The sequence below is a fragment of the Actinoplanes sp. NPDC051343 genome (assembly GCF_044455125.1).
Classification (GTDB): Bacteria; Actinomycetota; Actinomycetes; order Mycobacteriales; family Micromonosporaceae; genus Actinoplanes.
In genome coordinates this window covers 227,004-240,188 of record NZ_JBITEL010000010.1, presented here as the reverse complement: position 1 = coordinate 240,188, position 13,185 = coordinate 227,004, and the positions used below count along the sequence as shown (strand labels likewise).

The window sequence follows — 13,185 nt, the reverse complement described above, 5'->3', positions numbered from 1 at the left end:
GCGTAGCAGGATGATCGTGGTTACGATGCGCGTCGATGACGACCGCCGACCCCGCCCCTTCAGGCCGGCCGGCCCCCGCCCTCCCGCGTCGCGTTCTGGCCGGATATTCGCTGGGCTCGCTGGTCACCGGGTCGTTCGGTACGGTGCCCGGTTTGCTTCTTCTGCCTTATTTGACAGACACGCTGGGTGTTGCGGCGGGTGTGGCCGGATTGCTGGTCCTGCTGCCGAAGGCGTGGGACGTGCTGGTCAACCCGATCGCCGGGCGCATCTCCGACCGGCGGGGCGACCGGCGGCCCTTCCTCATCGTGGCGGGCCTGGCGCTGGGCCTGCTCTTCGCCGCGCTGTTCGCCGGCCCGTTCCGCAGCGGCGCCCCGGCCGGGGCTTACGTCGCGGTTGCGTTTCTGGCCGCGGCTACCGCGTACGCCTTCTTCCAGGTGCCCTACGTGGCGATGCCGGCCGAACTGACCGGCGGCTACGCCGAGCGCACCCGCATGATGACCTGGCGGGTCGCCGTCCTGGCCCTGACCATCCTGATCTCGGGCGCGGTGGCCCCGCTGGTCGTCGACCGGACCGGCGGCGGCATCACCGGTCACCGTTGGGCGGGAGTCTTCGTCGGCACGCTCATCGTCGCCGGCGCTCTCGGTGTCTACTTCGGAACCCGGCGGGCCGGGTCGAAGCCGGCGGCCGAACCCGAGAGCGATCTGCGCACCCAGTTGCGCATCGCGTTCACCAACCGCCCGTTCCGGGCGCTGCTGCTCTGCTGGATCGTCCAGGCGGTCGGGGTCGGAACGATGCTGGCCGGCGTCCAGTACTTCGCCGACCACGTGGTCGGTCACTCGTCGGCCGCCACCTTCCTCTTCGCCGCGTTCGTCGGGCCGGCCCTGCTCGTGATGCCACTGTGGAGTTACGTCGGCGGGCGCATCGGCAAGCGGCGCTCGCTGATCGCCGGCTCGCTGCTCTTCGGGGGCTTCGGCCTGCTCATGGTCGCCGCGCCCGTCCTGCCGGCCGTCGTCATCTACCTCATCGCGGCCGTGGTCGGTGTCGGCTACGCCGGGCAGCAGGTCTTCGCGATGGCCATGCTGCCCGACTGCATCGACGTCGACACCGAGCGCACCGGCAGCCGCCAGGCCGGGGTCTTCAGCGGTCTGTGGACGGCGGGGGAGACCTTCGGGCTGGCGCTCGGCCCGGGCGTATACGCGTTGATCCTGCAGCTCTTCGGCTATGTCTCGTCGTCGACTGGCACCGCCGCCGTCCAGGACGAGACGGCCCGGCTGGGCGTGCTGCTCGGCTTCACACTCGTACCGGCCGTCCTGGTGGCGGCCGCCGTGCTGGTGTTGCGCCCGAACCGGGAGGTTGCATGATCAACGCATTGCCGGACGAGGGGATCCCGGCCGAGCAGGCCCTGGCCGAGCTGCGCGAGTTGCGGGCCGGCGACCTGCCGACGCACGGTGGCCGGCTCTTCGCGTACGTCTATGACCCCGCGCTCGACGGCCTGGACGATCTCGCCCAGGCCGCCCACGCGATCTCCTCGCACGTCAACGGCCTCGACCCGACCGCCTTCCCGTCCCTGCTGGCGATGGAGAACGCGCTGGTCGGCGCGGCGGCCCGGCTTCTCAACGGCGAACAGGCGGCCGGCAGCGCGACCGGCGGCGGCACCGAGTCGATCCTGCTGGCGGTCAAGGCGGCCCGCGACTCGCGTCCCGATCTGACCACCCCGCGCATGGTCGTCCCGTCCTCCGCGCACGCCGCGTTCGCGAAGGCCGCCCACTATCTGCGGGTCGCCCTCGACGTGGCACCGGTCGGCCCCGACCTGCGGGCCGATCCGGCCGCGACGGCCGCCCTGATAGCGAAGGACACGGTCCTGGTCGTCGGCTCGGCCCCGTCGTACGCCCACGGCGTGGTCGACCCGATCCCCCAGCTGGCCGCCATCGCGGCGGACAACGGCGTGCGCTTCCACGTCGATGCCTGCTTCGGCGGCTGGGTGCTGCCCTATCTGAAGCGCCTGGGCGCCGACCTGCCCGACTTCGACTTCACCGTGCCCGGGGTCACCAGCATCTCGGTCGACCTGCACAAATACGCGTACGCCCCGAAGGGCGTGTCGATCCTCCTGCACCGCACCGAGAAGCTACGCCGCCCGCAGTACTTCGCCTACGCCGGCTGGCCCGGCTACACGATGGTCAACCCGGTGATCTCGTCGACCCGCTCGGGCGGGCCGATCGCGGCCGCGCTGGCCACCCTGCGCACGATCGGCGACAACGGCTACCTCGACCTGGCCGCCCGCACCCGCGACGCGGTGTCCATCCTTGCCGCCGCGGTCGAGCAGACGGACGGCGTACGCCTCTTCGCCCCGCCCGAGACCACCGTGGTGTGCATGGCGGGCGAGGACACCGACCTCTTCGTGCTCGCCGACGAACTGGCCGCCCGCGGCTGGCACACCCAGCCTCAGATGGCGTTCGGTGACCTCCCGCCGACCATCCATCTCACCGTGACCGCCGCGGTCGCCGCCGCCGCCGCCGAGTTCGCCCCCGCCCTGGCCGAGGCGGTCGCGGCCGCCCGGTCCCGCGGCCCGGTCGAGATCCCGCTGCCCGACCTCACGCCCGAGATGATCACGCCCGGGCTGGTCGCTCAGATGGCCGGTCGGCTGGAGGGGATGGCCGCCGTCAACTCGTTGCTCAACGTCGCCACCCCCGAACTGCGCGAGGCTCTTCTGACGGCCTTCCTCAGCGTCCTGCAACGACCGGAGTAGGTTGACCACGTGGCCGGTCTGCCAGGAGTGCTCGGGGAACCCATCCGGTTCGTGCTGAACTGGGGACGGCGCTACTCCCTCTGGGTTTTCAATTTCGGTCTGGCGTGCTGCGCGATCGAGTTCATCGCGACCAGCATGAGCCGGCACGACTTCATGCGGATGGGCGTCATCCCGTTCGCCCACGGCCCGCGGCAGGCCGACCTGATGGTCGTCTCGGGCACGGTCACCGACAAGATGGCCCCGGCGATCCGCCGGCTCTACGACCAGATGCCCGAGCCGAAGTACGTCATCTCGTTCGGCTCGTGCTCCAACTGCGGCGGCCCCTACTGGGACTCCTATTCGGTGACCAAGGGCGTCGACCAGATCATCCCGGTCGACGTCTACGTGCCCGGCTGCCCGCCCCGCCCCGAGGCCCTGCTCCACGGCATCCTGCGCCTGCAGGAAAAGATCGCGGCCGAGCAGTCCGGCCCGGGTGGCGTCCCGCGCGCCGACGTGGCCGCGCTGACAGCGCCACCCGTTCACCCGCCCACCTCCTAAGATGTGCCCATGACGCCCGAAGAGGTCGGCGAACGCCTGGTCGCGCTGCTGACCGACGACTCACCCGAGGCGCCGCCGGGCGAGATCATCGCGAGCGTCTCCGGCGGTGGTCCCGGGCACGAGCGCGCGGTCGTCGACGTGCCGGTCGCCCGCTGGTGGGAGTCGGTCGGCACGGCCAAGCACAACGGCGCGGTCGGCTGCGACTTCTTCGACTGGCTGTCCGCGGTCGACGAACTCGACGACGGTTTCTCGGTCGTCGCCCACCTCTACTCCACCCGCCGGCACCACGCGCTGCTGCTGCGCACCCGGGTTCCGCGGGAAGATCCGGTGGTGGAGTCGGTGGTGGAGCTTTTCCCCGGCGCCGACTGGCACGAGCGCGAGACGTACGAGATGTTCGGCATCTCGTTCGCCCGCCACCCCGACCTCAAGCCGCTGCTTCTCCCGCCCGAGTTCGAGGGCCACCCGCTGCGCAAGGAGTTCGTGCTGGCCTCCCGGGCCGCCAAGGCGTGGCCGGGCGCCAAGGAACCGGGGGAGTCCGAGTCGGGCGCGGCCAAGCGGGCCCCGATGCGTCCGCCGGGCGTGCCCGGCCCGGGCGAGTGGGGTCCCCGCTGATGCCGCTCTGGCTCGAACTCGTCATCCGCATCGTCGCGGTTCTCGCCGGCTTCCTCGTGCTCCCGCTGGTTGTCGGGCAGGCCGAGCACAAGGTGATGGCCCACATGCAGGGGCGGGTCGGCCCGATGTACGCGGGGGCCTACCACGGCTGGGCCCAGCTGATCGCCGACGGTGTGAAGTTCGTCCAGAAGGAGGACATCACCCCGCGCGACGCCGACAAGCGGGTGTTCCAGCTGGCCCCGCTGGTGGCGCTGTTTCCGTACCTGGTGGTGCTCCTGGCCGTACCCCTGGGGCCCGGCAACCTGGTCGCCCAGGGCTTGGACATCGGCTTGTTCTTCGTCCTCGCCCTTCTGGGCGTGGGCGTGCTCGCCGTGCTGATGTCGGCGTGGGCGAGCGCCAACAAATACAGCCTGCTCGGTGGCCTGCGCGGCGCCGCCCAGCTGCTCGGCTACGAGCTTCCGCTGGTGCTCTCCGCGGCCAGCGTCGCGATGGCCGCGGGCACGCTGAGCCTGCCCGGCATCCTCGACGCCTGGTCGCCGTGGTGGCTGCTCTGGCAGGCGCCGGCCGCGATCGTCTTCTTCATCTCCGGCGTCGCCGAGATCCGCCGGCCGCCGTTCGACATGCCGATCGCCGACTCCGAGCTGGTCTTCGGCTACATGACCGAATACACCGGCCTGCGTTTCGCGTTCTTCCTGCTCGCCGAATACGTCGGCATCGTCGTGATCGCCGCCCTGACCACCGTGCTGTTCCTCGGTGGCTGGCACGGGCCGTTCGCCGATCAGCTCGGCTGGCTGTGGACGCTGGTCAAGGTGTTCGCGCTGTCCTTCGTGATCATCTGGTTCCGGGTGACCTTCCCGCGGCTGAGGGAAGACCAGCTGCAGCGCCTGTGCTGGCTGGTCCTGGTGCCGGTGGCGCTGGCCCAGCTGGTCCTCACCGCCGCGATCAAGGTCATCTGAACGGCTCGACCCGGTCCCGCACCGCGTTGTAGACGGTGTCCGGCACCTTGGTCGTGTCCAGATGATCGAACAGCTGGTAATCGAAGGATTCCGAGGGCTTGGGCATCGGATCCCAGCAGTCCCAGGGCAGCGCCTCGACGTTGTCCATCGCCGCCACGTCGCGCACCAGGTTGCCCGCGATCCACCAGTCGCCGGCCCCGGTGTCGCCCAGGCCGAACGTGTCCGGGTCGGCCCCGCCCCGCCGGAACAGCTCCCACGCCTCGCCGCCGGTCAGGAACTGCCCGTCGGGCAGGTCATCAGGGTCGAAGTCAATCTTGAACTCGGCAAGCAGCACCCCGTCGAGCTGGGCGTCGCCGCGCTTCCAACGCCCGTCCTCGTAGTACTCGACCACCCAGTGGTCGACCCAGAACCCCGGATTGAAATACCCGCCGAACCCGCAACGGGCCCGCGCCGGCACCCCATGCGCCCGCAACATCGCGACCGCCAGCACCGTAAACCCCCGGCAGTTCGTCGCCATCCGATCCCCGGGCTCCCGGGCGACGTCCAGCGGCTCACCGATCGTGTCGAGCAAATCCTCGGCCCGGCGGAGATGAACCGTCGACGTGTCCACCTTGTCGACCCCGTACATGCCGGTCAGGAACTCGTGAATGCACAGCCCGTGCAGCACCCCGGCGATCCCGCCGAAGTCACCGGGCAGCGCCGCCACCCTTCCCGCCGACTTCCCCAGTCCGGTCATGACACCCGGGGTCAGATATTTGCTCTCCATTCCGCCAGCAAACCCCCTGACACGCTGTCAGAGTCAACTTTGTCGCGGGGGTGTGCTCGCATCGCGATCGACGACGGGGCAGGATATGCGTTTGTGAGTGACGACGGGGACCGCGGCGCGCCCGGCAAAGGGCTGATCAACGGGCTTGCAGTCACGCTCAAGACGATGACCAAACGGTCCATCACCCAGCAGTACCCCGACGTCGAACCCGAACTTCCCCCGCGCAGCCGAGGCGTCATCGCCCTGCTCGAGGAAAACTGCACGGTCTGCATGCTGTGCGCCCGCGAGTGCCCCGACTGGTGCATCTACATCGACTCGCACAAGGAAGAGGTCGTCGTTCCGGGCGCCGCCCGCGCCCGTCAACGCAATGTCCTCGACAAATTCGACATCGACTTCTCCCTCTGCATGTACTGCGGAATCTGCATCGAGGTCTGCCCGTTCGACGCCCTCCACTGGACCCCCGAGTTCGAATACTCCGAGTTCAGCGTGCTCGACCTGCTGCACGACAAGGACCGGCTGAGCGATTGGATGCGCACGGTGCCCCCGCCGCCGGCCCACGACGTTCTCGGCGAACCGTCGAAAGAGGAGGCCACCGCGGCCCGCAAGGCAGCCGGTCCGGGCGCGGCAACTGCCGCTAAAGCAGCTTCCGTACGCCGTACGCCGCCCCCAACCGCAGCCGGGCGCCCCCCGGCTTCCCGCCCCGGCGCCGCCCCCAACCCCGAAGATACGTCCCGAGAGCCGGAGCAGTGACGGTCGCGGACGCGCTGATGCTGGCCCTCGGCGTCATCGCGGTCGGCTCGGGCGCCCTCGTCGTCATCAGCACCCACCTGGTCCGCGCCGGCCTCTACCTGGTGATCAGCCTAGGCGCGACCGCCGGCCTCTACCTGGTGCTCGGCGCCGAGTTGGTCGCCTGGGTCCAGGTCCTGGTCTACGTCGGCGCGGTCGTCGTCCTGCTCCTCTTCGCGGTGATGCTGACCCGAGCCCCGATCGGCCCGTCGACCGACCTCGACCGCCCGGCCGGCCCGGCCGCCCTGATCGGCGCGGGCGTCGGCTTCGGACTGGCCGCCCTGCTGGCCGACGCCTTCCACTGGACCCGCTACGACCCACCCCCGACCGGCACCGCGGAACGCGTCGGCGCCCAAATCTTCGGCGCCTGGGTCCTCCCGTTCGAGGTGCTCTCCATCCTCCTGCTGGCAGCCTTGGTAGGCGCCATCGTCCTGTCCCGCCCCGACCTGGGCGCCCGCCCCGACCCGGAGGCCGCGGCGGTGCCCACCCAGCCACCCACCCCCGACCCGCTAACCGAGTCGGCCACGGTGGTAGCCCGCCTCGAACGCATCGCCGCCCGCCAGGCCAACGCCCAGGCCCGCCTACGCCAGTCCGCCGCCGAACAGCGAGCAGCCACAGCCGCCGCGCCCACAGCCGCCGCGCCCACAGCCGCCGCGCCCACAGCCGCCCCGGCCTCCGGCGGTTCGGTCGCTGCCGGTTCGGTCGCTGCCGGTTCGGCCACGGCCGACCCAAATCCGGTTGGCGCGACGCCCGGGGCCACCACCAGCCCCAAGGACGTCCTCAAAGGCAAATCCGCCGACGTCATCTTCGGCGCTCAGGCCCGCCGCACCCGCCTGGGCGGCGATACCCCCGCCGAGCCAGGCACCACCCGCGACGACGTCATCGAGGGCACCGCCACCGAAACCGGCACCGCCCCGGCCCCCGCCGGCCGGCGCCCTTCTCCGACCGGCCCGGCCATCGAGGGCACCGCCTCCGCGAATAATCCGTCGGGCCGCAGCCCGGCCCGCCCGTCAATCGAAGGCTCCGTCCCGCAGACCGGCTCCGCCCCGCAGACCGGCTCAGCCCGCCGCCCGGCGCGAGGCCGCCCGTCGATCGAGGGCACCGCCTCGGAAACTGGCTCAGCCCGCCGTCCCGCGCAGGGCCGCCCGTCGATCGAAGGCGCCGCTCCGGAAGGCGGCTCAGCCCGCCGTCCCGCGCGGGCCCGCCCGTCGATCGAAGGCTCCGCCATCGAGCGACCGACGGGCGCCGACCGTTCCGGACCTGCGATCGAGGGCTCGGCCGGCTCGGCCCAGCGGTCAGACACGCCCGATGGCCAACCCGTCCTCGGTGACAGTCGCCCCCGGCCCAGCGTCACAGGCCGCGCCGACCGCCCAGCGCTTTCCGCGCCCGACGACCAGGCCGGCCGTGACCAGGCCGGCCCCAACAAAGCCGGCCCCAACAAAGCCGGCCCCAACAAAGCCGGCCGCAACCAAGCCGGCCCCGACAAAGCCACCCGCGACGAGGAGGGCGACGCCTGATGCACGTCGTCATCCCCTACGTCATCGCCTCCCTGCTTTTCGGCCTCGGCGTCTACGGCGTCCTGCGCCGCCGCAACGCGATCCTGGTCCTCATGGCCGTCGAGCTGATGCTCAACGCCATCAACCTGATCTTCGTGGCGGCCGATTCGACGATTCGCCAGAGCTTGGTCGGAGTCCAGCCCGAGGCCTGGGCCCATGCCGCCCCCGAACCCCGGGCCGGCGCGATTTTCGCCCTCTTCGTGATCGTCCTGGCCGCCGCCGAGGTAGGCGTAGGGCTCGCGATCATTCTGCAGTTCTACCGGTTGAGGAAAGCGATCGCGATCGACGAGATCCCGATGCACGAGGCGGACGATCCTGAGCAGGTGACCACGTGACGGCCGCTGTTGCCGGTGCGCTGATCCCCGGCGTACCCGTGCTCCTGGGTTTGGTCGGTCTGACCCTGCCGCCGAATGATCGGCCGGGGCGCGGCCCGGCGGCCGCGCTGGGCATCGCCGGTGCGGCAATCGCACTCGCCGTGACCACCGCCCTGTTGCTCTTCGCGCATAAGCCGCTGGACGCCAGTCGGCGCTGGGTGAACATCGGCGGCCTCGACATCACGCTCGGCTTCAACGCCGGTGTCGCGGCGCTCTACATCGCGGTGGCCGTCTGCGTTGTGGCGCTCTTCGTGCAGATCTACTCGGTCGCCTACCTGCACGACGACCCCCGCTATGGCCCCTATGCCGCACAGGTCAGTCTGTTCACCGGTGCGATGCTCCTGGTCGTCACGTCCAGCGGCCTGATCAGCCTGCTCGTCGGCTGGGAGATCATGGGCGCCTGCTCCTACCTGTTGATCGGCCACGACCGCCGCCTGCCCGAGGCCCCGGCCGCCGCGGTCAAGGCGTTCCTGGTCACCCGGGTCGGCGACGTCGGCTTCCTGTTGGCGGTTGCCTTCCTCACCGTGGGTGCCGGCACCGACCGCCTGAGCGTCGTGCTCACGCACCATTACGGAGGACCGACACTCACCGCGGCCCTGCTGCTGTTGCTGGCCGGAGTCGCCGGCAAGAGCGCCCAGTTCCCCCTGCACACCTGGTTGCCGGACGCGATGGCCGGCCCGACCCCGATCTCGGCGCTGATCCACGCGGCCACGATGGTCGCGGCCGGCGTCTACGTCGTCTTCCGCACCTACCCGTTGTTCGAGCAGTCACCGGCCGCGCTCAGCGTGCTCGGCGTGATGGCGGCGATCACGATCCTGCTCGGCGCGCTCAGCGCCACCGCTCAGGACGACATGAAACGCGTCCTGGCCTGGTCCACGGTCAGCCAGATCGGCTACATGACCGGCGCGCTGGCCGTCGGCTCGCCCGCCGCCGCGCTGTTTCACCTGCTCACCCACGCCGCGTTCAAGGCGCTGCTGTTCCTCGCCGCCGGCGCCGTGATCCACGTGGTCGGCACCAACTACCTGTCCCGCATGGGCGGTCTGCGCCATCGGATGCCGCTCACCTTCTGGTCGTTCGTGATCGGCCTCGGCGCGCTGGCCGGTTTCCCGCCGCTGGCCGGTTTCTGGTCGAAGGAGAACGTGCTGACCGCGGCCGCGCACGCGACCGACGGCGGCGGCCCGGCGCCGGTCTGGGTCGGCTGGGTGGTCTGGCTGGCCGCGCTTCTCGCGGTTTTCGTCACCGCCTGGTACGCCACCCGCCTGCTCCTCTGCGCCTTCTTCGGGGTGTCCCGCGAGCACGGCCCGGACGGCCCGGACTGGGAGATCGGCTTCGACGACGCGCGCTACACCCCGCCGCTGACCCCGCACGACCCGCCCGCGGCAATGCGCTGGCCGATCCTGCTGCTGGCGATCCCGGCTGCTCTGCTGGGCCTGGCTGCCTATGCGCCCGGCTTCCGCACCGCGCTCGAACTGGAACAACCTCACCTGACCGTGGCCGTCCTCCTGCCGCTGCTGCTGCTCGTGGCCGGCGCCGGCACCGCCTGGTGGTTGTGGCGGGCCGTCCCGGGCGCCGACCCGGCGCTGGCTCTGGGCCGTGCCCGCGGGTTTCTGGCCGCCGGTTTCCGCCTCGACGACGTACAGACCCGTCTGGTCGTCCGCCCGGTCAAGTCCGTCGCCGAGCTCATGAGCAAGGCCGACAAGCACGTGGTCGACGCGGCGGTTGAGGGCACCGGCACCACGACGACCCGTCTCGGCGGCCTGCTCCACTCGGCCCACCGGGTCGCGCTGCCCGGCGCGGCGGTCCTCGTTCTCTCCGGCGCCTTGCTGCTCGGCGTCATCGCCGCCTGGTACGGAGCCGCCTCATGAACAGCGACTATCTGACCGACGCGCCGACCGTCTGGCTCCAGGTCGTGCTGATCGCCGTGCTCGCCGTACCGGCCGTCGGCGCGGCGGTGGTCGCTCTCCTTCCGCGCCGTCTCGACCGTCCGGCCCGTTTCGCCGCCACCGCGTTCGCGGCGATCACCCTGGTGCTGACCCTGCTGCTGCCGTTCGGCCACACCCCGCCGCGCGGCTGGTTCAGCTACGGCCCGGTCACGCTCGGAACGCCACCGGGCCCACCGGCGGTGCCCTGGGTCGACTTCGACAAGGCCTGGGTCCCGGCCCTGCACATCGACTTCCACCTCGGGGTGGACGGCGTCTCCTACCCCCTGATCGTGCTGACCGCCCTGCTCACGTTGCTCTGCTGCGCGTACACGGCCTGGAAGGGTGACGGTCGCGCCCTGGCGGCCCTCCTCCTGGTTCTCGAGGTCGGCATCCTCGGCACGTTTCTTTCGCTCGACCTGGTCCTGTTCTTCCTGTTCTTCGAGGTCGTCCTCCTGCCGATGTACGCGGTGATCGCCGGCTGGGGCGGTGACCAGCGTCGAGCCGCGGCCCGCAAGTTCGTTCTCTACACGCTGTTCGGCTCCGTTCTGCTGCTGCTCGGCGTGATGACCGTGGTCGTCGCCGCGGGCACCGGCGACATGCTTGCGCTGCCGAACGCCGGCCTCGGCCACACCACCCAGTGCGCCGCGTTCGCGCTGTTCGCGGTCGCGTTCGCGGTCAAGGCCCCGCTCTGGCCGCTGCACACCTGGCTGCCGGACGCGCACACGCAGGCCCCGACCGTGGGTTCGGTGATCCTGGCCGGCGTACTCCTCAAGATGGGCACCTACGGCTTGATCCGCATCGGCGTCGGCGTCACCCCCGAGGGCGCCCATTGGGCGGCCCCCGTCCTCGGCGTCCTCGCCGCCGCCGCGATCATCATCGGTTCGCTGGTCTGCCTCCGCCAGACCGAGTTGAAGCGCCTGATCGCCTACTCGAGCGTCGGCCACATGGGCTTCGTCCTGCTCGGCATCGCCACGCTCACCGTCACCGGCCTGCAGGCGGCCCTGCTCGGCAACGTCGCACACGGCCTGATCACCGGCCTGCTGTTCTTCCTGGCCGGCGCCGTCAAGGACCGCGCACACACCGGCGAACTGGCCGACCTGGGCGGCCTCCGCGAATCGGCTCCCCGGCTGGCGGGCCTGCTGGGCTTCGCCGCGATCGCTTCCCTCGGCCTGCCCGGCCTGGCCGGCTTCTGGGGCGAGGCTTTCGCGGTCATCGCCGCGGTCCGCCGGGGCGGACCTCTGTGGCTCACGCTGGCTGCCTTGGCCGCCGTCGGCGGCGCCCTCACGGCCGCCTATTTCTTGCGCTTGCTGCGCCGGCTCACGCACGGCGTTCCCTCAGTTTCCGTACGCGGTGTGCCCGCGTCGGCGGCCGGCGCCGAGTGGCTGGCCTGGGCCCCGCTGGTGGTCCTGACCCTGGCCGTGGGCGTGGCTCCCGCCCTGGTCCTGGCCGCGACGTCGGGGGTCCTGAAGTGACGATCGACCACGTGTCCCTGCTGCCCCTGTACGCCGCCGCCGGCACCCCGCTGCTGGTCCTGATAGCCGAACTGGCGACCGGGAAGCGCGCGGCCGCCGCCGGCTCGGTCCTGCTCGGCGGCATAGCCACGATCGTCTGCGCCGTCCTGGGTTCCCGCACACCCACCTTCTGCACGGCCGCCAACCTCTGCTCCTGGACCCCCGGCCCCCTGGCCGTAGTGTCCGCGGTGGTCTTCGCCGCCCTGACCGTAGGCGTCCTCGCCCTCTCCTTGCCCGGCCTGAAGCTGAGCATGGCCCCGCCGGGCGAGTACTGCTTCCTACTGGCCTCGTCCATGGCCGGCGGCGTGGTGATCGGCTACGCGGGCGACCTGATCACCCTGATCGTCGGCCTGGAAACCCTGACGCTGCCCCTGTACGTCCTGGTCGGCCTCCGCCGCTTCGCCCCCCGCGAGAGGGTCACCACCTCCGGCGCTTCCGCGTCGGTAACGTTCTTTCTGATCAGCGTCGTCTCCACCGCGATCGCCCTGCTCGGCGCGGCCCTCAACTACGCCGCGACCGGCGCCTTCCACCTCAACCGCCTGACCGACGGCATCGGCCCCCTGGCCCCGGTAGCGACCGTCGGCGCAACCCTGCTGGTGGTCGGCTTCGCCTTCAAGGTGGCCGCGGTGCCCTTGCACGCCTGGGCCCCACCCACCTACGACGGCGCCCCGATCCCGGTAGCCGCCTATCTCTCCACGGCTTCGAAGCTGGGCGGCGTACTGGCCCTGGCGTCGATCGTGTCGCGGTTGGACACCGGCTCGGTGATGGCAGTGCTGGCCGTCCTCACGATGACCGTGGGCAACCTGGTGGCCCTGACCCAGACCCGCATGGTCCGCCTGCTGGCCTGGTCCTCGGTGGCCCAGGCGGGCTACATCCTGGCCCCGCTGGCCCTGGGCCCCCACGGCGTCCGAGCCGCGATGGCGTACACAGTCTTCTTCGTAGCCTTGGAGTTCATAGCCTTCGCCGCGGTAGCCGCCCTGCGCCCCACCGGCTCCGACGGCGGCCCGCTGTCCTACTACCGGGGCACCGCCCGCCGCACACCGTGGCCGGCCGCGGCCCTGGTCCTGTCGTTGGCCGGTCTGGCCGGCTTGCCCCCGGGCCTGGCCGGCCTGTTCGCCAAGGTCACCATCATCAACGCCCTGATCGACCGCGGCTGGGGTTGGCTGGCCGGCGTGGTAGCCCTGAACGCGGTGATCGCACTGGCCTACTACATCCGCGTAGCCGCCACCCTCTACTCGACCACCCGGTCCCCGGAACCCTCAGCCGCCGGCGTGGTGGACCCGGCCCTGCTCGAGGCCGCCATCCACCCCCACCAGCCGCTCGCCCGCCCGATAGCGGTAGCCCTGACCGCCTCCGCCGCGGCCGCCGTAGTTCTGGGCTTCGCCCCCCAACTGCTCTTCGCCGCCCTGACCTGAACGC

General features: G+C 71.3%; 11 protein-coding genes and 1 pseudogene. 11 read left to right on the top strand and 1 reads right to left on the bottom strand.

Going from position 1 to position 13,185, the window contains the following annotated elements:
* Positions 1–35 precede the first annotated feature (35 nt).
* From ACIA5C_RS31340 to ACIA5C_RS31320, 5 genes are read left to right on the top strand one after another with little or no spacing between them, the layout of a single operon-like run.
* Positions 36–1,361: an MFS transporter gene (locus ACIA5C_RS31340; protein ID WP_396061162.1), complete on the top strand. Its 1,326-nt coding sequence runs from the start codon at positions 36–38 to the stop codon at positions 1,359–1,361.
* Positions 1,358–2,746, top strand: a complete 1,389-nt coding sequence (locus tag ACIA5C_RS31335) for a pyridoxal phosphate-dependent decarboxylase family protein (RefSeq protein WP_396061159.1) — start codon at positions 1,358–1,360, stop codon at positions 2,744–2,746. The genes ACIA5C_RS31340 and ACIA5C_RS31335 overlap by 4 nt, the downstream gene beginning before the upstream one ends.
* A gap of 9 nt (positions 2,747–2,755) precedes the next feature.
* Complete coding sequence (locus tag ACIA5C_RS31330; protein ID WP_396061156.1) at positions 2,756–3,283, top strand: NADH-quinone oxidoreductase subunit B; 528 nt, start codon at positions 2,756–2,758, stop codon at positions 3,281–3,283.
* Positions 3,284–3,292: 9 nt separating this feature from the next.
* A complete protein-coding gene (locus ACIA5C_RS31325) occupies positions 3,293–3,895 on the top strand; it encodes an NADH-quinone oxidoreductase subunit C (protein WP_396061154.1) in 603 nt (200 codons plus the stop codon).
* The gene (locus tag ACIA5C_RS31320; protein ID WP_396061151.1) at positions 3,895–4,851 is read left to right on the top strand and encodes an NADH-quinone oxidoreductase subunit H; all 957 of its coding nucleotides are present in this window, start codon (positions 3,895–3,897) and stop codon (positions 4,849–4,851) included. Before ACIA5C_RS31325 ends, ACIA5C_RS31320 begins: the two co-directional genes overlap by 1 nt.
* On the opposite strand, the gene ACIA5C_RS31315 is transcribed toward ACIA5C_RS31320, so the two are convergent.
* Entirely contained in the window at positions 4,844–5,617 is a 774-nt protein-coding gene (locus ACIA5C_RS31315) for a transglutaminase-like domain-containing protein (protein ID WP_396061148.1), read from the bottom strand. The genes ACIA5C_RS31320 and ACIA5C_RS31315 overlap by 8 nt on opposite strands.
* Before the next feature lie 93 nt (positions 5,618–5,710).
* Here ACIA5C_RS31315 and ACIA5C_RS31310 point away from each other — a divergent pair, with 93 nt between their 5' ends.
* The 6 genes and pseudogenes from ACIA5C_RS31310 to ACIA5C_RS31285 all read left to right on the top strand — a co-directional run bounded on the left by ACIA5C_RS31310 (position 5,711) and on the right by ACIA5C_RS31285 (position 13,181).
* Complete coding sequence (locus tag ACIA5C_RS31310; protein ID WP_396061145.1) at positions 5,711–6,367, top strand: NuoI/complex I 23 kDa subunit family protein; 657 nt, start codon at positions 5,711–5,713, stop codon at positions 6,365–6,367.
* A pseudogene (locus tag ACIA5C_RS31305) lies at positions 6,364–6,900 on the top strand (NADH-quinone oxidoreductase subunit J); the annotation flags it as partial. The gene ACIA5C_RS31310 and the pseudogene ACIA5C_RS31305, both read left to right, overlap by 4 nt.
* A gap of 1,019 nt (positions 6,901–7,919) precedes the next feature.
* Positions 7,920–8,294 carry an NADH-quinone oxidoreductase subunit NuoK gene (gene nuoK / locus ACIA5C_RS31300; RefSeq protein WP_396061143.1) on the top strand — a complete coding sequence of 125 codons (375 nt, stop codon included), beginning with the start codon at positions 7,920–7,922 and terminating at the stop codon, positions 8,292–8,294.
* A complete protein-coding gene (locus ACIA5C_RS31295; RefSeq protein WP_396061140.1) occupies positions 8,291–10,198 on the top strand; it encodes an NADH-quinone oxidoreductase subunit L in 1,908 nt (635 codons plus the stop codon). Before nuoK ends, ACIA5C_RS31295 begins: the two co-directional genes overlap by 4 nt.
* Positions 10,195–11,727 (top strand): NuoM family protein, encoded by a 1,533-nt coding sequence (locus ACIA5C_RS31290; RefSeq protein ID WP_396061138.1) that lies wholly within the window; start codon positions 10,195–10,197, stop codon positions 11,725–11,727. The genes ACIA5C_RS31295 and ACIA5C_RS31290 overlap by 4 nt, the downstream gene beginning before the upstream one ends.
* A complete protein-coding gene (locus tag ACIA5C_RS31285) occupies positions 11,724–13,181 on the top strand; it encodes an NADH-quinone oxidoreductase subunit N (RefSeq protein WP_396061136.1) in 1,458 nt (485 codons plus the stop codon). Before ACIA5C_RS31290 ends, ACIA5C_RS31285 begins: the two co-directional genes overlap by 4 nt.
* Positions 13,182–13,185: the final 4 nt, after the last annotated feature.